16 protein-coding genes and 1 tRNA gene are annotated in these 18,449 nt (G+C 54.1%); 14 read left to right on the plus strand and 3 right to left on the minus strand.

Features of this window, described 5'->3' with window-relative positions; translation table 11 throughout:
- Positions 1-13: 13 nt before the first annotated feature.
- Positions 14-1,672: a sulfatase-like hydrolase/transferase gene (locus GS646_RS12645; protein ID WP_371732079.1), complete on the minus strand. Its 1,659-nt coding sequence runs from the start codon at positions 1,670-1,672 to the stop codon at positions 14-16.
- A gap of 855 nt (positions 1,673-2,527) precedes the next feature.
- Here GS646_RS12645 and GS646_RS12650 point away from each other — a divergent pair.
- From GS646_RS12650 to GS646_RS12690, 9 genes are all read left to right on the plus strand, one after another.
- Complete coding sequence (locus GS646_RS12650) at positions 2,528-2,914, plus strand: helix-turn-helix domain-containing protein (RefSeq protein WP_171668878.1); 387 nt, start codon at positions 2,528-2,530, stop codon at positions 2,912-2,914.
- A gap of 556 nt (positions 2,915-3,470) precedes the next feature.
- Positions 3,471-4,784, plus strand: a complete 1,314-nt coding sequence (locus GS646_RS23225) for an integrase family protein (RefSeq protein ID WP_171188278.1) — start codon at positions 3,471-3,473, stop codon at positions 4,782-4,784.
- Positions 4,781-5,650, plus strand: coding sequence for a hypothetical protein (locus GS646_RS12660; RefSeq protein ID WP_171648724.1), 870 nt, complete (start codon positions 4,781-4,783; stop codon positions 5,648-5,650). The genes GS646_RS23225 and GS646_RS12660 overlap by 4 nt, the downstream gene beginning before the upstream one ends.
- A gap of 545 nt (positions 5,651-6,195) precedes the next feature.
- Positions 6,196-7,239 carry a bifunctional DNA primase/polymerase gene (locus GS646_RS12665; RefSeq protein WP_171188282.1) on the plus strand — a complete coding sequence of 348 codons (1,044 nt, stop codon included), beginning with the start codon at positions 6,196-6,198 and terminating at the stop codon, positions 7,237-7,239.
- A 105-nt stretch (positions 7,240-7,344) separates the two neighbouring features.
- The gene (locus GS646_RS12670; protein WP_171188285.1) at positions 7,345-7,788 is read left to right on the plus strand and encodes a DUF5681 domain-containing protein; all 444 of its coding nucleotides are present in this window, start codon (positions 7,345-7,347) and stop codon (positions 7,786-7,788) included.
- The gene (locus GS646_RS12675; RefSeq protein ID WP_171188286.1) at positions 7,785-8,114 is read left to right on the plus strand and encodes a hypothetical protein; all 330 of its coding nucleotides are present in this window, start codon (positions 7,785-7,787) and stop codon (positions 8,112-8,114) included. Before GS646_RS12670 ends, GS646_RS12675 begins: the two co-directional genes overlap by 4 nt.
- Complete coding sequence (locus tag GS646_RS12680) at positions 8,104-8,508, plus strand: hypothetical protein (RefSeq protein WP_171188288.1); 405 nt, start codon at positions 8,104-8,106, stop codon at positions 8,506-8,508. Before GS646_RS12675 ends, GS646_RS12680 begins: the two co-directional genes overlap by 11 nt.
- Before the next feature lie 111 nt (positions 8,509-8,619).
- Positions 8,620-9,381 carry a class I SAM-dependent methyltransferase gene (locus tag GS646_RS12685; protein ID WP_171648726.1) on the plus strand — a complete coding sequence of 254 codons (762 nt, stop codon included), beginning with the start codon at positions 8,620-8,622 and terminating at the stop codon, positions 9,379-9,381.
- Positions 9,382-9,887: 506 nt separating this feature from the next.
- On the plus strand, positions 9,888-10,718 hold the full coding sequence (locus GS646_RS12690; protein WP_171188292.1) for a class I SAM-dependent methyltransferase: 831 nt from the start codon (positions 9,888-9,890) through the stop codon (positions 10,716-10,718).
- Positions 10,719-11,046: 328 nt separating this feature from the next.
- On the opposite strand, the gene GS646_RS12695 is transcribed toward GS646_RS12690, so the two are convergent.
- A tRNA-Thr gene (locus GS646_RS12695) sits at positions 11,047-11,122 on the minus strand.
- Between the two features lie 181 nt (positions 11,123-11,303).
- Here GS646_RS12695 and GS646_RS12700 point away from each other — a divergent pair.
- The 3 genes from GS646_RS12700 (at position 11,304) to GS646_RS12710 (ending at position 14,969) form a co-directional block, all read left to right on the plus strand.
- Positions 11,304-12,173 (plus strand): hypothetical protein, encoded by an 870-nt coding sequence (locus GS646_RS12700; RefSeq protein ID WP_171188294.1) that lies wholly within the window; start codon positions 11,304-11,306, stop codon positions 12,171-12,173.
- Positions 12,174-12,347: 174 nt separating this feature from the next.
- Positions 12,348-13,454, plus strand: a complete 1,107-nt coding sequence (locus tag GS646_RS12705) for a saccharopine dehydrogenase family protein (RefSeq protein ID WP_171188296.1) — start codon at positions 12,348-12,350, stop codon at positions 13,452-13,454.
- Between the two features lie 18 nt (positions 13,455-13,472).
- A complete protein-coding gene (locus tag GS646_RS12710) occupies positions 13,473-14,969 on the plus strand; it encodes an aldehyde dehydrogenase family protein (protein WP_371732081.1) in 1,497 nt (498 codons plus the stop codon).
- A 96-nt stretch (positions 14,970-15,065) separates the two neighbouring features.
- On the opposite strand, the gene GS646_RS12715 is transcribed toward GS646_RS12710, so the two are convergent.
- Positions 15,066-15,980: a LysR substrate-binding domain-containing protein gene (locus tag GS646_RS12715; RefSeq protein ID WP_171188300.1), complete on the minus strand. Its 915-nt coding sequence runs from the start codon at positions 15,978-15,980 to the stop codon at positions 15,066-15,068.
- A gap of 89 nt (positions 15,981-16,069) precedes the next feature.
- On the opposite strand from GS646_RS12715, the gene GS646_RS12720 reads away from it, so the two are divergent.
- A complete protein-coding gene (locus GS646_RS12720) occupies positions 16,070-17,245 on the plus strand; it encodes a pyridoxal phosphate-dependent aminotransferase (RefSeq protein WP_171188302.1) in 1,176 nt (391 codons plus the stop codon).
- The gene (locus GS646_RS12725; protein WP_171188304.1) at positions 17,242-18,444 is read left to right on the plus strand and encodes an acyl-CoA dehydrogenase; all 1,203 of its coding nucleotides are present in this window, start codon (positions 17,242-17,244) and stop codon (positions 18,442-18,444) included. The genes GS646_RS12720 and GS646_RS12725 overlap by 4 nt, the downstream gene beginning before the upstream one ends.
- Positions 18,445-18,449: the final 5 nt, after the last annotated feature.

The following is an 18,449-nucleotide window of genomic DNA, read 5'->3' on the forward strand; positions in this document are numbered from 1 at the left end:
CGCCCTTGGGGCTTCACTCTTGCCAGCTCATGAAGACCTGTCGTGCTTCTTCGCTTTCGGGGCGCAGGTTTTCGATACCGCCGTAAGGGATGTCTTTGCCGATCTCAGAGTTCGGATACTTGGCGATCATCTTCTGGTGGCGCTTGATCATGTCCTGAAACGACGCGCCGGCCCAAAGCGAGTACCCCACAAGCGGATGCTGCTCGCGCGGGTCGCGATAGATGTTGTAAGTGGGTGCTGCGGCTCCGGGTGCGCCTGGTGCCGGCAGGTGCATCTTGAACTCCTGCTTTACGACCGAGCGCAGGACCGGACCTTCGTACACATAAACGTAGTCTCTGCGCCCATTGCCTTCACCTTCCAGCAGCAATGCTGTCTGGTCGATGCCATCGATCACCCGGTCACGCGGGATATAGTCCGTAGCGCCCGCGATACGCGCGATTGTGGTGTAGATATCCGAGACGTGAAAAATGTCACCAGCAGCGCTGTCAGCTTCAATCACACCGGGCCAGCGAATGAACGCATCAGTGCGCACCCCCCCTTCGAGGTGTTGGGTTTTGCCCCCCCGGTATATCAGCTGGTTCAAGCCGGATGTCCCTTCGTAATGGTACATCAACCCGTTATCAGCCATGATCATGACTATGGTGTTGTCCGCCTCGCCGGTTTGTTCCAGCGCGGCGAGGACCTCACCTATCCAGCCGTCCAGAAGCTGCAACTTGTCCGCGTGAAACCCTCCGTTACGCGACAGTGCTTGATCAGGATAGGCAAAGTTCAGCGGATACAGCGGCCAGTATTGGAGAAAAAACGGTTCATCCAGGGTTGCAACGCGCTCAAGCTGCTCGATCGCCTGTGCCTGATAGCGTTCGTTCATCTCTTCATACTTGGCTTGAGTCCATTCTTCACCCACAGCCATTTCGACCTCGCGCGCTGGCCCGCCTGCTTCCGCCTCGACGCCCGTTACCAAACCGTAGGGTTTGAACCGCTCATCCAATAGAAACGCATTGTTCTGTCCGGACGCATGGTATCCCAGCATATTATTCGCTTGCATCGCTTCGCGCGTCATCAGGCTTAGCTGAACCTGTTGATGCAACGGGAAAGCCGCCCAGTCGAAGCCTTGATTGTGCGGGTAGGCCTCCTCGATATCGCCCTGGTGCCACTTTCCGACGTGGGTTGTATTGTAACCCGCCTGTTTCAGGATTTCCGGCAGCGTCACTTCGCTGGCAGGCAGCCCTTCCCCGACCAAAGCAACTTTCACTTCTTCCACACCGGCCCTGATCGGATGGCGTCCGGTCAACATGGCCGTACGCGTTGGAGTGCAAGAGGGCTCGGTGTACATACGCATCAACGACATGCCTTCGCTGGCAAAATCATTGATATTCGGGGTTTCTATCCCCATCACGTAGTTCATCTTGCGCTCGCCCATCTGGCCGAAGCTGATGTCATCGATAAGGATGTACAGAAAGTTCGGTGGCTTGCCGCCGTTGGCGTCCCGGATTTCCGCCAACCTCGCTTCAATCTCGGTGTCCTGCGCATCCCATTGTTCGCCAAATTGAGCGCGCAGGAACTCATACTCGCCATCATGCACAATTGCGTCTTGTTGTGCGACCGCTGGCACCGCACTTAGCACTGTAAGCATACAGGCAGCGATACCAATCTTCTGTGTAACGTTAGTCACTCTTAGATCCCCCTTGAGTACTCATGGATTCCATGGCCTGAACAATCAGTGCGTGGCACGTGGCCGAGAGCGATTGCTTTGATCTCTGCGCCAACTCCAAAAGGCGTTGGTGCTCAGGTGGCGTAAGGAACGTCACGACCCGCTCTGACCGCGCATCGGCTTCAGCAAGCCGCGGGCGACCCATAGTCGTATCGTTTGAGGACCCCCCAGTCACTTGACACCTCGCCTATCGAATTAGCTACATTACCGGTAAACTGTCAGGCTCTGTAAATGGACCACATCAAAAATTCGCCAAATTTGCAGAATACTGCCCCCCCCAGATGGGAAGGGGTGGCACCGGCAATCGCGCTGGATTTTGACCATCCCAATATGATCGGTGACTTTACACCTTGGGAGATCGACTTTCGACAGCTTGACCCAGGTCGATTGTCTACGAGAATAAAAGTGCGCTCAGGGCACTCGGTGTCCGCTTTGAACATCGCGATGAATCAACGTGTACACCAGCGGGGTGTATCTCCAAGCGGATGGATAACATTTGGCATTCCATCACAGGGTGCTGTCGAAAGATGGCAAACAAAGGACGTAACCGATAGCGCATTCTTGTCTTTTGGAGATAGCGACGGGTTTGATGGTGTTTCTACGGCCGGATTTACGGGCAATGTTGTTTCGTTTGAAACCCGGCGGCTGGAAAAGTTGGCTGAGACCTGTGGATTTCACCTGGATGGCGACAAACCGGATGCTCGAAAATTGAGCTCAAAAGAAGGCTTAGCCAGCCTAATGCAGTTGGAGCGTCGTGTATCCCACTTGCTTACCTGTACCGATGCGCGATGGTCTCAAGAGACTGAGGGAACTCTGATGCTTGACGCCCTGAACATCCTGACTGACAACGAAGCACATTTCGACAAAAGTCAGGTCGATACCCGACGGCGCGTTCTTGGCCGTGCAATCGACCTCATGTTCGTCAATCTGGAAGAGCCAAAATCGATAGAAGAGATATGCAAGGAAAGCGGGGCGTCCTGGCGAACACTGGATCGCGCGTTCAAAGAACAGTTCGGACAAGGCCCCAAGTCATACTATTTGCGGCTTCGGTTGAACCGAGTTCGTGAAGACCTTCTTGCAGGGCACTCAGAGGGCACAATAACCGACGCTGCCAACCGGCACGGATTTTGGCACATGGGACAGTTCGCACGCGACTACAGGATGTTCTTTGGCGAGTTGCCATCCCAGACGAAGAGCGAGTAGATCAACAAAGTTTCTCTGCAATTCGTGTTGGTCGCGACACCCAGCCCAAAGCGGCTGCACGTCGCTCGACTTCTCGACATTTTGAACGCCTTGCGCCGCCGGCAACAACCGAGAGGTGCGACGCATATCTTCCTAAACTCCCCTAAGAAAGTAGTAAACACCACCCACTTTCTTCTGAGTAACGTACTTCGCTGAGATCAAAGTCGCTCCAAATTCAGCGATGACTAGATGCATAGCGTCACCTTGCATGTCACCTTCGAATCCAGCGAATGCGCTTTAACACGATGAAATTTAATATTTTTTATGATTTAAAGTGGTGCCCCCACACGGACTCGAACCGCGGACCTACTGATTACAAATCAGAAATACCGAAACTTAAGCCTAAAGCCTCGGGCAACCTCACGTCGTCGCAACTAGTCGCAAAGAACCTTTAAAACAAAGCCGTTTTAGGGTTTGGCCGGTTGCCCACTGAGTAAATGACGTCTAGTATAGTCGCAATCCATATCATTCAATCTTGGGCATTTTGTCCCCCATGAGTCCCCCAGAGGCAAAAACTGTGAGAAAAGAGCTTACCAACGCTTACCTTATGAAAATCAAGCCGCCAGCGGATGGGCGGAACGAGATATCAGACACAAAGCGCATCGGTTTGCGGCTGAGGGTTTACCCGGCCCGCGCGGTTTGGATGTACGAAAAACGGGTAAAGGGCGGAGCAAAGCGCAAGCATACCTTTGGCACCTATTGCAACTGGTCCCCAACCGGAAAACGTGAGGATGGCGCACTTGGGTTGGCTGAGGCTCGTTCACTCGCTCTGGAAATTGAAGCCGAAGCAGCGCGTGGTTTTGACCGCGTGTTGGAGGCCCAACAGACCCGCAGAGAACAGGAAAGAGCCATAGCCACGGCTCAAACGCTACAAGACGTATTGGACGCTTATGACGAACTGCATTTGTCCAATTTGAAGCGTCAAGGTGAAAGAAAGCGCCAGCTTGAAGACGCACTAGGGAAACACCTTGCCCTGCCTATCGGGGATCTGTCACGCGCCAGCTTGCAAAGGCCAATCGATGAAAAGGCTAAAGAGGGCAAGCTGTTCATGGCCAACCGCATCCGGGCCGCTCTAAAGCACTTCACACGCTGGGCATGGCGTCGGGAATATCTGGAACAGGATCTCGGGGACCGCCTTGAGCGCGCAACTGAGGAGCAAATCCGGGAGCGCGTTCTCAGCCTGGATGAAATCCGATCCATTTGGCGGAAAACCTCCGAGCTCGGGGACTTGTGGGGTCCGCCAGTTCGGCTCTTGATCCTAACGGTTCAGCGGCGCACCTCGATCAATAACTTGCGCGAAAGCGAACTGGAACTTTCAAAGGCCCGCTTCAAAAAGGCTATTTCACAGGAAAAGAACGACCGTGGGCACATTACCCACCTTTCACCCCCTGCGCTGTCCGAGATTCAAGCCTTGTTGTTCCGTCAAAAACAAGCAAAGACCGAGGCCAGAAAAAGTAAGAAATCGGGTAGGACCCCTTCTACATCCGCTACATCCGACCTCTTGTTCACGACCACGGGACGCACTCCAATTTCCGGTTGGAGCAAAATGAAAGCACGTCTTGATGAGCTTCTTGGCGAAGACTTTGAGCCGTGGCGGCTTCACGATTTCAGGACTGCATTCGCAACTCACATGGCCGAGCGTGGTGTATCGGAATCTGTGGTGGATCGAGTGCTGAACCACGCTGCGACTGGATCAAAGCCAAGCGCCGTTGCTCGTATCTACAATCAGGCCGAATTGCTGGCAGAGCGCGCGGTAGCGCTGGATAAGTGGGCAGAGCTGGTAACTCGGGATAGTGCTGAAGTGATAGAAATTAGAGGGACAGGACCATGAGCGAACCACTGCTCCCCCCCAGAGGTCTAGTGAAGGCCCTCATGCCCCCCGAGCGTTCAGCAAAATACTACGGATGGGTGCATCTGCCGACGCCAAGAATACAGAAAATTGTTGACGAGCTTAACGAGCGTGGGATTGAGACAAAGATAACAGAAACTGAGCAATTCAAAGCCGTTGCTTGGCTGCAAGGCCTAAGCCTCGACAATATGGTTCTGCTAAACACCGCAAGGTCGGAAGAATTGTTTTGCCGGATCGCCACAATTCAAATGCTCTTTGTTTCTGATGGCGTACCCAGCGTCGGAGAATTGAGAAAGGCGCGGGAGGCATTGCTAGACGCGCTAGCGCATCAGAAACAAGTAGCTGTGAAAGTAAATGCAGTCCCTCGAAGCGTTCGTAGGTTTGCGTACAAGATTCAGTTTGAAGACGCCATGGAGGGGGCGCTGTCAGCGATTACCGCCCGATTGGAGATTGTAGAGAGCGAGTTAGGCACCGTAGAGGCATTTATTGCGGCATTCTCGGGTAAAATAAATACCAGGGGCGCTCCGCCAAACTGGGTACACCACTACCTCGTTCGCGACGCCGCTGATATTTTCCTGAGTGTTACGGGTTACAGGCCCGCGCGAAACCTTCCCGTTCGGAGCTTTGAAGGGTTTTTGACACGCTTTTGTAATGGAATTCCCGGCATGGATAGTGAGAATTTTGGGCGATTGGCCGATATTGCCATTAAATCAAACGGCTACAAGGGTACGTTTTTTCCCTTCGGAAGTGAGGCCGAAAAGAACTTGTGGCTCTCTACAGGAAAGAGGGGGACAGAATATCAAAATTCTGGGCAATTCTGTAGGGACAGAAAGCCCGCACTTTCCTAATTTTTGTCATTATTTTATTTATTTATCAATGCTTTAGCGTTTCTTATCTTATCCTTGCAATCAGTCGCAAGGGGGCGAGAATGAACGCAATTACAGGAGACCGCCTACTTTCGGTAAGGGATACCGCAGCAATTCTTGGCTGCAGCGTCGCTACCGTCTGGCGCAGGACCGCCGCAAGGAAAATCCCCCCGCCGGTTAAACTGGACGGGACTACACGTTGGTTCGAATCCGAAATCTATAATCTAGTTGAGAAGGCCAAGGCGCAACGCGCTGCCACATAAACGAAACCCGCACACCATAGGTCACCATGGGCTCGAGGCATTTCGTTTTTAGTCGGCTCAATGACTAAGAGAAATGTAACGTGTTCTGACCTAAAGCGCAAGCTTGAGGAATTGAGCATGAATACCAAAACACGCGAACTACTCGTAAGAAACGCATTGTGGGTTACCGCATGGCGTGACCTGTCGCCAGACACCGACAGACCTTGCGCGGGACGGGGGTAAGCAATAACGGCAATTGTTCGTAACCCCTTGCCTCAAATCCCAGTGAAAGAGATTGCCCGGCTTCACGGTGCCGGGTTCGATTTGTTGCCCCTGGGTGGAGGGTCCGATGCAAAGGCCCCTTTGTGCAGCCTTCAGGAGCAAAACAGATACCCACTCAAGCGTGTACTTGGCCCGATGTTCGGCAAAGGTAGTGCTTGCTATGGGGTTCGGTTGCCAGGTTTGGTCGTCATTGATTGTGACGAGAACAGCGCCGGACTGGTTGATGAGATGGAAGACCGCTTTGGGCCGTCGCCCGTCCAGGTTTCTACGCCACGCGGCATTCACCTTTACTACAGGGACAATGGTGGTCAGACACCCAACCTACGCGCACAGGGCTTCCCTGTAGACCTGAAACGAGGATCCAACAGCTATGTCGTCGGCCCCCATTCAACACGGCCTGACGGTGGCGTCTACAAGCCCGTCCAAGGCGTTTTGGGGGCCGACGACTTGCCCGCCATATCACTGCAACCAAGTGCGGCTGCAATCGGTACGGGTGCAATGGCAAAGGGTAACCGAAATCGGGAACTTAGCCTTACTGCCATCGGGATGGTGGAAGCAGTCGACACGCCCGACGAGCTATTCTGCAATCTCGTCTTCGTCCGCGACGACAAATGCGAAGATCCAGCATCCCTACCTGACAGTGAGCTTCGTAAGATTGCCGATTGGGCCTGGAACAAAAGGTTGGAGGGAAAGGTGTACCGCGACCGCGACAGTGAATTTCCCATCAACAGAACTGCTCTCGATAGGCTGTCAGCTTTTGACAATGCATTTGAGGCCATTGGTCTCTTTGTAATCCTTCAATCCAACCACGGGCATATTCCCGGCCAGACGTTCCCGCTCGACCATGCTGCCATGACCAAATCGGGGCACACCAACCTTGGCCGCCGCCGCTTCAGTGCTGCCGTACAAACACTACGCTCTGCGGGCCTTTTGAGCATCGCAAAGGAATACTCCGCCGGCAATCATCCTCGGTCGTACCAACTGACGCGCTCTCGCCCAAATGCGCCTAGCGTCCGTTCGCTTCTAGTGGCCAAGGAGGCGTCCTGATGCGGGGGGGAGGGGTTTATCAATTACTTATGTTGACCGCTTCCGGTCAAAAAGGGGCTCTGCACCCATAAACCACCGACAACCAACCACAGCGAGACATGAGCAATGACGGATGATGACCGTAACAACGGCACGACAACGGACGAACGCAACCCGGACGGTACTTTTGCACCCGGAAATTCGGGCAGGCCCAGAGGCGCACGGCACCGGGTCACACGGGCAGTTGAGGATCTGCTGGAGGGCCAATCTGAGCAAATCACGCAGAAAGCGGTCGAGATGGCGCTCGAAGGCGACAGCACGGCCCTGCGTCTCTGTCTGGAGCGGATTGCCCCCACCAGAAAGGACGCACCGGTCAGTTTCGACCTTCCCCCCATTAAATCCGCTGCAGACGCCGCGAAGGCCGCTCAGGCGGTGCTACAGGCCGTTTCTCACGGTGAGGTGACCCCATTGGAAGGGGCAACAGTCATGGGGCTGGTTGAGCAGTACAGACGGGTGCTGGAAACCACTGAACTGGAGCGCAGGATCACCGCACTGGAGGCCGCTAAATGAGCATCAAACGAAGAGTGAAGAAGCTGGAAGCGAGTTCGCCAAACGCGCTCGAGCTTCCCATCGTGTTTTATCAAATCTACGGGATCAAGAAAGGTACTGAGGGAACAAGTCGAGTAGTCGAAAGAGAGCATGGCCCGGCAACAATTCCTGGCCTCAGTCTTGGCCGGATCTGCCCACATAAAAGTGAAAGCCAATGCGAATTCGAACGTCGGGTTTTTGCCATCAAGGCAGGTGGAAAGCACATTGAGGGCATGACCAAAGAAGAACGAGAGACGGCATTTGCCGCTGCGGACCGAGTAATGAGGGGCAGAAATAATGACGATTAAGAACCGGCTGAAGAAGCTTGAAACTGCAAGTTCAACTGACTGTCTTGTTTTGCCACCGAAATTCGTTGCCTTTGAAGGTATGGATACGCAATGGGCGATTGTCCCCGGGCTTGACGGCGGGTTTCACAGGGAAGAAGGCGAAAACCTTGGCGAGTTCTGTCAAAGAGCGTTCAAGGCTTACGCGACTTCCAAGGGTTTAGAAAAATGCCGTTCCAACGAGCTGAGCGACGAGGACCTTCAATTCATAGTCGCGGCTGACTGCCCGGAATTGGCGCTCAAGCTTTGTTGTGGAAAGGAATTATCGAACGCTGACGTTAAGTCTATTGTCGGAAAGCAAGGGATCGATATGGGGTGCGACGCGCCGAACTCGTACCCCCTCTTTGAAAATCGTTAAGCTGACTGTTTCAGAGGCTTTTCGTTTTCTCCGACGGGTAAGGACTTGAGGCATTCAACTGTCCGATGATACGTGTGAGCCAATTTCGCTGGTTTTAAGCAGGAAAAAAGCATGCAGGACATTATTTGGACGGAAAGCAATCGGTGTCATGTAGGTGGAGTCGACTTTTTTGCGACCGTTAGGGCAAACGAATATCACTCAACGACTTCAAGCAACCAAGAGTTTCTTATTGTAAAAACTCGGGAAATGATTGAAGCGGAGCTTAAAATAACGGCGAGCTTAAACGTGCGGAATATTGTTGATATTGGCATCTGGCAAGGAGGTAGTGTCGCCCTGTTTGATTGCATCTTTCAACCCGAAAAGCTAGTAGCCATTGAGTACGCAACCCGCGATCTCCCAACGCTTGACGAATATATCGTGCAGCATGCGCGCGGCGACAATGTTCGTCTGTTCAACGGAGTTGACCAAGGGAATGCAGGACGGCTCAACGAAATTCTTGATACCGAGTTCGGAACTGAGAGGATTGATCTCGTAGTTGATGATGCGTCTCATCAATACGTGCAAACCACGTCCTCGTTTAATGTTCTCTTTCCTCGCTTGTCTGACGGCGGAGTTTTTGTAATCGAAGATTGGGGGTGGTCGACAAAGGACTACCACTACAATTCAGATTATTTCGCCCACAAGCCTGGGCTTGCAAATCTGGTAATGCAATGCGTGATCGGTTGCACGTGCCGACCCGACATTATTCGCGAAGTCGTCGTAAACAAGGACTCTGTATTCATTATACGCGGTGAAACAGAACTGCATCACGGCGATTTCGACATCTCCAATATTGCACGCAACAAAGGGGAACAAATCCCTTTGGTCCTTTAGAGCTTTGGTTGGCAACGGTCAATTAACTAGGCATCTATTGCCGGACTGACTTCTGCACCTACCGGGTAGATTTAGGGTATTGAGCAACTGAGGATTTCTGTTTGATCGAAGCCATTATGACGCGAGAGTGGAAACCGAATTCAAAGCATCACTTCAAGGCGGATGATCTCGGGTCTGGTTTTGAAATATTTGAAAGAGGCAGGATTGGTCATCCTTAAACGCTACGAAACCGCCCTGCCCCGCTCAAGCAAAGTTCTTCTGACAAGACCAGCCAAAATATAGAGCCTGCGAGATGTCTCAATGCTCCCATCGTGCAAGTCGGACACCTGCTGCAACCTGACTATTAGTTCATTTGAGCGACTAGTTATTCACAGGAGATTAATCCCACTCCGAAGGCTGCACTACACTATCTAAAGCACTCTATTTATTTGCAAAATAAGGAGACTTGCAAGAGTCCAGCATTCGCGCGTAGTAACGAGAAAGTCATCAAATAAGGGCATTGTGTGGTGAGCACGTTTAAAGAAACTACCTCAGCTGTATTGCGTTCTCTGTTAGGTGGGTCGTCAAAACAAAAAATCCAACCAATTGTTTGGACTTCGACGAACCGGTGTCGCGTTGGAGACGTCAAGTTTTTTGCTACTGTCAACAGCGACGAGTATCACTCGATCACTTCAAACGAAAACGAGCTGCTTATTGTAAAAAACCGAGAAATGATTGAAGCGGAGCTTGAGTGGACTTCGAAACTTGAAGTTCAAAACATCGTTGATATTGGAGTGTGGCAGGGGGGTAGCGTTGCTCTTCTCGATAGCGTGTTTCGGCCCAAGAAACTGTTAGCAATAGAGTATTCGACCCGAGAGTTGCCGCATCTTGATGCATATGTCGAAGAGCAATCTCGACAAGAAAATGTGCGAGTTTACAAAGGAGTGAACCAGGCTGACCTTAGCCGGTTTACTGAATTGCTGGATTTTGAGTTCGGAAACGAAAAAATCGATCTCGCTATCGACGACGCCTCGCATCACTATCTAGAAACGTTGTTGTCATTCAATCTTGTTTTCCCGCGTATGTCTGAAGGCGGAGTATTTGTTATCGAAGACTGGCAATGGTCTACAATGGAGGAGTACTACGAGTCCGATTACTTCAAGGACAAAGAGGGATTGGCGAATTTGGTGCTTCAATGTGTCATTGCCTGTGCCTGCAGACCTGATGTTGTTCGAGAAGTCATCGTCAAGAACCATTCCGTATTGGTTGTGCGGGGCGAGGCAGAGCTCGAAAGAGGAACTTTTGATATAACCGATATTGCGCGTAACAAGGGTGAGAATGTTCCTCTTGTTCTTTAACTTCAAGTTGTGTTGCGGTTAACTGCTCTACCTTCAACAAAGTAGAAGCATTGCCTACAGGCTATCAATGCACATGCTTGATTCCGATGAACGTGAACCAAAATGTGAAGTGTCGAAGTACCGAATTGCTTAAATTGGTCAATGGTAGGGAACGCTATCTTGGGTTCTAATCCATTCGGCGTATGGCTTCGATCTCTTTCTCACCACGCGATTCGATTTCCGCGCCAAATGCAGAAATTCACGCACTTTGTCCCCTATTTGTCCCCCAGCGTGAAAAAGCGATACGAGACAAATGGTGTAACGTTAGTGTAAACCATTGATTTTTAAATGGTGCCCCCACACGGACTTGAACCGCGGACCTACTGATTACAAATCAGTTGCTCTACCAGCTGAGCTATAGGGGCTTTGGCAGTCGATTACTTCCTCTGGCGGGGGACTGCAAGCCTCATTTTCAACTTGAACTAGGGTATTGTCCGTTTTCCTGAGAAAGTGCAAAAACCACACAGGCAAAAACACCGCATACGTCTGGTAAAGTAAAGGACATGTGCAAGGCTGGGCACATTGGCTGGGGGTACGGAAGACGACATGCGGGTAATCATTCATGCCGGTGCAGCCTTTGCCGATGAAGGCCACATTTTGTCGTCGCTTGTTGCAAACAGACAGATGTTGGCAGAGATGAAGACTGCTCCGATGGGCCCGCGCATGTCCCGTCATTTCGTCAAGATCATGTCGGATGCACTGATCCATGGGACATCGATCGAAGAAACGCGGGACAGTCTGGCCCCTCTTTTTCCACAAGACGTCAACCTGGAGCGTGTAATTTTGTCGAGCGACAAGTTCTTTGGGCCCCGACGGACTGCATTGCAACATGGTCAGATTTATCCTTTTGCGGGAAGGCGGGCAGCCTTTACCGAGACCCTTTTGGAAGGCGCGCAGCTTGAGCTGTTTATCGGCCTGGTGAACCCCGGACTTTTTATTCCCAAAACGCTGATGTCCATTCACGAAGACCACCGGCGAGATATTCTGGCCAGCACCGACCTCAGTTGCCTCAGTTGGCTCAGCATGATCGAAGACCTGCGCGAACTTGCGCCTCAGTTTAAACTGACCGTATGGGAAAACGAAAATCTACCTCTGATCTGGGGTGATATTGTCCGGGCTATGACAGGGCTGCCCAGCGAGACACCCCTTCCCGATGAGTACTCCTTTTTGACGTCGCTTTTGACCGATGCAGGGCAAAGACAAGTGCAGGAGATCCTTGGGCAGCGCACACCCTTGGATTTGCAAGGCCAACGCGAAGAATTGGCGCAAGTCCTCGAGGATCAAGCGCGCCCCGAGCAGGTTGAGGAAGAGTTGGATTTGCCCGGGTGGAGCACGGATATATTTGACGCGTTTACAGAGCTTTATGCGCAGGACATGGCAGCCATCCGCACCATGTCAGATATTCGCGTGTTGTAACCTTCGATCACCGTTTCAGTTAGCGCCCCAGATGCCAGCCTCTGATCCGTCATAACTCCGAGTTATCCGTCATAACGACAGAATACCTGTACGTTTCGTCACATTTCACCCTGCCACCCGAACAGCCTGCGAACCATCGTTAAGTGAGGCATAAATTGGGAGGCAAAGACAGTAATGTCCTGGAATGTGTGTATCGTAGGCGCAGGCAAAATCGGGCAGATGATCGCGACCCTGCTGAAAGCATCGCCAAATTACACCGTGTCTGTCGCGGATCACGACCTGAAATCACTGGCCGAAGTTGCAAAGCTTGGTGTTCCCACCAAGCAGGTCGACGCCAGCGACACACATAGTTTGGCCGAAGGTCTGAACGGTTTTGATGCCGTCATTTCGGCAGCACCCTTCTTTTTGACACCAAAGATTGCCGAGGCGGCCCAAAAAGCAGGCGCGCATTACTTTGATCTGACCGAGGATGTGGCCGCCACGAACGCTGTGCGCGCATTGGCCGAGGGCAGCCAGACCGCGTTCATGCCGCAATGCGGGTTGGCGCCGGGCTTTGTTGGTATCGCGGGCGCTTCCCTGGCCGCCGAATTTGACGAAATCGACAGCCTGCATATGCGGGTCGGTGCGCTGCCGCTCTATCCGACCAACGCGTTGAAATACAACCTGACCTGGTCAACTGACGGGCTGATCAACGAGTATTGTAACCCCTGCGATGCCATCGTGAACGGCCAACGGGTTAAAACCGCGCCGCTGGAAGACTATGAGGTTCTGGGACATGACGGCGTGGAATACGAATGTTTCAATACTTCAGGCGGGCTGGGCACATTGCCCGAAACGCTGGAAGGTAAGGCGCGGTCGGTCTCGTATCGGTCGATCCGTTACCCGGGTCATTGTGACATTCTGAAACTGCTGTTGCATGATCTGGGGCTGGAACGTCGCCGCGATCTGCTGAAAGAGATTTTCGAATCCGCCCTGCCCCGTACCGATCAGGACGTTGTTCTGGTCTACTGCACAGCCAAGGGCATGATCGACGGCGCGCTGCGTGAGAAATCATTGATCAACAAAAGCTTTGCCCGTGACATCAGCGGCCAGACCTGGAGCGCCATTCAGGTCACGACAGCCGCAGGCGTTCTGGGCGTTGTCGACCTGATGCGCACGGGTGCGCTGCCTTCGAAAGGCTTTGTCCGGCAAGAGCAGGTGAAGCTGCCCGACTTCCTGAACACTGAATTTGGCGCGCTCTATCGCGCTGGTGATGCAACCCCTCAAAACAAAGCGGCTTGAGACATGAAAGACGTTGTAATGACAGCAGAAACCACACTTTCGAAACTGGACCTGACTGTGGCTGAATTGACCGACGGCACCTTGCAGGTGACGTCTCCGATCGATGGTCGTGTATTGGCCGACGTACATGAGACGCCCGCCGCTGAGATGAACTCGATCATCGCCCGGTCGCAAGCTGCGTTCAAAGCCTGGCGCGTGGTGCCCGCACCGCAGCGGGGCGAGTTGATCCGGCTGCTGGGTGAAGAACTGCGCGCAGCCAAAGACGATCTTGGAGCACTTGTGAGCTGGGAGGCCGGCAAGATCACGTCCGAAGGTCTGGGCGAAGTGCAAGAGATGATCGATATTTGCGACTTTGCTGTTGGTTTGTCGCGGCAGCTTTACGGTCTGACCATCGCGTCCGAGCGTCCGGGCCACCGGATGATGGAAACCTGGCACCCTGCCGGGCCGGTCGGCGTCATCTCGGCCTTCAACTTCCCGGTTGCAGTCTGGTCGTGGAACGCAGCGCTGGCGATTGTCTGTGGTGATCCGGTGATCTGGAAACCGTCCGAGAAGACACCGCTGACTGCAATGGCGTGCCAGAAGATCTTTGAACGTGCTCTGACCCGTTTTGGCGACGCACCTGACGGTCTGTTGCAGACCGTGATCGGCGGCGCGGCTTTGGGTGAGGCTCTGGTATCAAGCGAATATGTACCTGTGATTTCGGCAACCGGTTCGACGCGTATGGGGCGCGCTGTGGCACCCATCGTGGCGGCGCGCTTTGGCAAGTGCATTCTGGAACTGGGTGGTAACAATGCGATGATCGTTGGCCCCTCGGCAGATCTGGAAATGGCCGTGCGTGCCATTGTGTTTTCGGCAGTTGGCACCGCGGGTCAGCGCTGCACAACCTTACGCCGCCTGATCGTTCACAACTCGATCAAGAACGAATTGGTGGCTCGCCTCAAGAAAGCTTATTCCGGCTTGCCCATCGGCGACCCGATGGCCGAAGGCACGCTGGTCGGGCCTTTGGTGGATGAAGCCTCGGGCGCAGCCATGACAGCGGCGCTGAAGGCGGCAGAGGGTGAAGGTGGCGAGGTGTTCGGCGGCAACCGCGTGACCGAAGGTGTCCCCGGCGGCGTCTATATGGAACCCGCGATCGTCGAGATGCCCGGGCAGTCCGATACTGTGAAGACCGAAACATTTGCGCCGATCCTTTACGTCCTGGGCTATGAGGATTTCAACGAGGCTATCGAGCTGCAAAACGATGTGCCACAGGGGCTGTCTTCTTGCGTGTTCACTCTGAATATGCGCGAGGCCGAGCAGTTCCTGACCGCGGCCGGATCCGATTGCGGCATCGCCAACGTCAATATCGGGCCATCAGGGGCCGAGATCGGCGGCGCGTTCGGCGGTGAAAAGGAAACTGGCGGTGGGCGTGAAAGCGGCTCGGACGCCTGGAAAGCCTATATGCGTCGGCAAACTAACACCGTGAACTACTCAGCGGAACTGCCGCTTGCGCAGGGTGTAAAGTTCGACATCTAGGACCTGTGCAACTAACAAAACAGCAGCCTTAGAAATCAAAACAAGGTGGCCGCATCGGGAGGGCAAACCCGGTCCGGCCTTTTTTAATCCTCATAGCTACCCGGCTGATCGCCGTTGCTTCGACTGTTTGATCAACCAGTCCGAAAAGAGCTGAACCGCTTCATTTTTCTGCCCTGTTGGAAAAGCGACGTAATACGCGCTGCCCGACATGTTCGCGATCTGACCAATCTCGACAAGCGTTCCCGAGGCCAACTCGGCCTCGATCAGATAAGTCGGCAGGATCGCAGCCCCCATCCCGGCCACGGCCCCCTCGATCAGCATCGAAAACTGATCAAAACGCATACCTGGGAACACGGCACGCGCATCCAACCCCAGACTCGCATGATAATCTGACCATTGCTGGGACCGAGACGTGAGATGCAACAGCGGAAGATCGAACACATCTTGTTTTTCCTCCAGCCCAGCGCTGCCCACCAGTGCAGGCGCAGCCGTGACGACCAGATGTTCCGGGAACAGCTTGCGCAGCGTGGCACCCGGCCAGTCTTCGTGACCAAAGTGAATGGCAACGTCCACGCGCCGTTCTTCCAAGCTAAATGGCGTCGTATAGGAATGCAGGTCCAGTACTATCTCGGGATGTGACGCTTTGAAATCGGCCAGGCGCGGCACCAGCCATCGCGACGCAAAGGTAGGCAGTACAGCCATGGTCAGCAGCGTTGCACCATCGCCGGCTGCAATGGCGCGGTTGATCGTGCCGCTGAGACGTTCAAGATCTCCGGCCAGTTCCTCGCGCAACGCGCGTCCTGCCTTGGAAAGGCGCACCGCGCGCCCCACCCGCCGAAACAGCGTGACACCAATCGCCGCCTCCAACTCGCGCACCTGACGACTGACCGCGCCCTGCGTAACGCCCAGTTCCTCTGCCGCCATGGTATAGCTTTCATGACGCGCGGCGGCTTCAAAACTGCGCATCAGGGCAAGAGACGGAAGAGCGTTGATCCTGGGCATAAAACTCATGAGCATTAGTCACAGAAAAGATACCCATTAAGGTATTTTTCTCAAGTAAATTTGACACTAGTTTCGTGCTGAATATCAAAGGAAATGCCATGTTGTTCCAGCGTGCAGACCGGCTAAACGGGATCGAACTCTCCGAGATCGTACAGATTTCCGAGGCGGCTGCCCGTCTGCGAGCGGATGGTCGTGATATTGTGGCACTGTCAACGGGTGAGCCGGATTTGCCCACGCCGCCATATGTGGTCGAGGCGGCCTACGCCGCAGCGCAAGACGGAAAGACAAAATACCCGCCGACAACGGGTATTCCCGACCTGCGTAGCGAGATCGCCCGGCAGGCAAGGGTCGAGATGGCACAGGTCATCGTGTCGACCGGTGCAAAACAGGTGATTGCTAACGCCATGCTGGCCAGCCTCAACCCCGGCGACGAGGTGATCATGCCCGCGCCCTATTGGACCAGCTATTCCGATATTGTTCGCATGGCGGGCGGAACGCCGATTGTCCTGCCCTGCCCGATGCAACAGGGTTTCAAGCTACTGCCTGAACAGCTTGAGGCCGCGATCACGCCCCGTACCCGCTGGCTGATGCTCAACACACCGTCGAACCCGTCCGGGGCCATCTATTCGCAAGATGAAATCGCCGCGCTGTCCGCCGTTTTGGCACGGCACCCGCAGATTTGGGTTCTGGCGGATGAAATCTATCAGCACCTCAGCTTTGTCCCTTTCACCTCGGTAGCCGAAGCCGCACCAGAACTTACCGAACGTATGTTGGTCGTCAATGGCGTGGCCAAGGCTTGGTCCATGACTGGCTGGCGCATCGGGTGGGGGATCGGACCGGCCGAATTGATCAAGGCGATGGTGGCAGTGCAAGGTCAGGTGACCTCGGGCGCGTGTTCGATTTCGCAATGGGCCTCTTTGGCGGCCATCACCTGTGACCCAAGCTTACTGGAAGAACGCCGCGACCTGTTCGCCCAACGCCGTGATCTTGTGGTTGCCGGGCTGAACGCAGTTCCTGGATTGCGTTGTGACGCGCCAGACGGGGCCTTTTATGCCTTCCCCTCTTGCGCGGAATTGCTTGCAGATCGCGGCGGACCCTTCAAAAATGATGCGGACTTTTGCGGCTGGGCCTTGGAAGATGCCGGTGTCGCCCTTGTCCCCGGTCGTGCTTTTGGCTTGCCCGGACATTTCCGGCTGAGCTTCGCTTACGCCCAAGATACAATTGTAGCTGGTCTTGAACGCCTTAAATCAGCTGTAGAAAGGAAACTCTCATGAAACCACAATCCCGCCCGCAGCTTGGCCCCTTCACCTGGGAAGACCCCTTCTTGCTGGAAGATCAATTGGCCGAAGACGAGCGCATGGTGCGCGACGCCGCGCGTGCTTATGCGCAGGATAAACTGTTGCCGCGCGTCACCGATGCCTTTGCCAAGGAAGAAACCGACCCCGGTATATTCCGCGAAATGGGTGAGATGGGGCTGCTGGGCACCACCATCCCCGAAGATTTCGGCGGCATCGGTTCCAGCTACGTGACCTATGGCCTTGTGGCGCGTGAAGTTGAGCGTGTCGACAGCGGTTACCGCTCGATGATGTCGGTTCAGTCCAGCCTGGTGATGTATCCGATCTATGCCTACGGCACCGACGAACAACGCCAGAAATACCTGCCGAAACTGGCCAGCGGCGAGTTCATTGGGTGTTTTGGCCTGACTGAACCCGACGCAGGTTCGGACCCTGGCGGGATGAAGACCGTCGCGAAAAAGACCGAAGGCGGGTATGTGCTGAACGGCTCGAAAATGTGGATCTCGAACGCGCCGATTGCGGATGTGTTTGTGGTCTGGGCCAAGTCCGAGGCACATGATGGCAAGATCAAAGGCTTTGTTCTGGACAAGGGCATGGCGGGACTGTCTGCGCCCAAGATCGAAGGCAAACTGTCACTGCGAGCCTCGATCACCGGTGAGATTGTGATGAACAATGTCGAAGTCTCAGAAGATGCGTTGTTGCCTAATGTCGAGGGGCTCAAAGGGCCGTTCGGCTGTTTGAACCGCGCGCGGTATGGCATTGCCTGGGGCACTATGGGCGCAGCCGAAGCGTGCTGGTACGCCGCCCATCAATACGGGATGGATCGCAAGCAATTCGGGCGACCTTTGGCGCAGACCCAGCTGTTCCAGTTGAAACTTGCCAACATGCAAACCGAAATTGCGCTTGGCCTGCAGGCCGCCCTTCGCGTGGGTCGCCTGATGGACGAAGCCCGCGCCGCACCCGAAATGATCAGCCTGATCAAGCGCAACAATTGCGGCAAGGCGCTTGAGATCGCGCGCCACGCCCGTGACATGCATGGCGGCAACGGTATCAGTCAGGATTTTCACGTCATCCGGCACATGGTGAATCTGGAAACGGTGAACACCTATGAAGGAACCCACGACGTACACGCGTTGATTTTGGGGCGCGCGCAAACGGGCCTGCAAGCCTTCGCCTAAGGACA

Origin of the sequence: Ruegeria sp. HKCCD4315, assembly GCF_013112245.1 — a bacterium.
Taxonomy (GTDB): Bacteria; Pseudomonadota; Alphaproteobacteria; order Rhodobacterales; family Rhodobacteraceae; genus Ruegeria.

Excerpts from the sequence above, each read along its gene's own strand:
- GS646_RS12715 (WP_171188300.1), bottom strand. The coding sequence starts at position 15,980 with ATGAGTTTTATGCCCAGGATCAACGCTCTTCCGTCTCTTGCCCTGATG.
- GS646_RS12675 (WP_171188286.1), top strand. The coding sequence starts at position 7,785 with ATGAGCATCAAACGAAGAGTGAAGAAGCTGGAAGCGAGTTCGCCAAAC.
- GS646_RS12705 (WP_171188296.1), top strand. The coding sequence starts at position 12,348 with ATGTCCTGGAATGTGTGTATCGTAGGCGCAGGCAAAATCGGGCAGATG.
- GS646_RS12680 (WP_171188288.1), top strand. The coding sequence starts at position 8,104 with ATGACGATTAAGAACCGGCTGAAGAAGCTTGAAACTGCAAGTTCAACT.
- GS646_RS12670 (WP_171188285.1), top strand. The coding sequence starts at position 7,345 with ATGACGGATGATGACCGTAACAACGGCACGACAACGGACGAACGCAAC.
- GS646_RS12650 (WP_171668878.1), top strand. The coding sequence starts at position 2,528 with ATGCTTGACGCCCTGAACATCCTGACTGACAACGAAGCACATTTCGAC.
- GS646_RS12660 (WP_171648724.1), top strand. The coding sequence starts at position 4,781 with ATGAGCGAACCACTGCTCCCCCCCAGAGGTCTAGTGAAGGCCCTCATG.
- GS646_RS12725 (WP_171188304.1), top strand. The coding sequence starts at position 17,242 with ATGAAACCACAATCCCGCCCGCAGCTTGGCCCCTTCACCTGGGAAGAC.
- GS646_RS12685 (WP_171648726.1), top strand. The coding sequence starts at position 8,620 with ATGCAGGACATTATTTGGACGGAAAGCAATCGGTGTCATGTAGGTGGA.
- GS646_RS12710 (WP_371732081.1), top strand. The coding sequence starts at position 13,473 with ATGACAGCAGAAACCACACTTTCGAAACTGGACCTGACTGTGGCTGAA.
- GS646_RS12720 (WP_171188302.1), top strand. The coding sequence starts at position 16,070 with ATGTTGTTCCAGCGTGCAGACCGGCTAAACGGGATCGAACTCTCCGAG.
- GS646_RS12700 (WP_171188294.1), top strand. The coding sequence starts at position 11,304 with ATGCGGGTAATCATTCATGCCGGTGCAGCCTTTGCCGATGAAGGCCAC.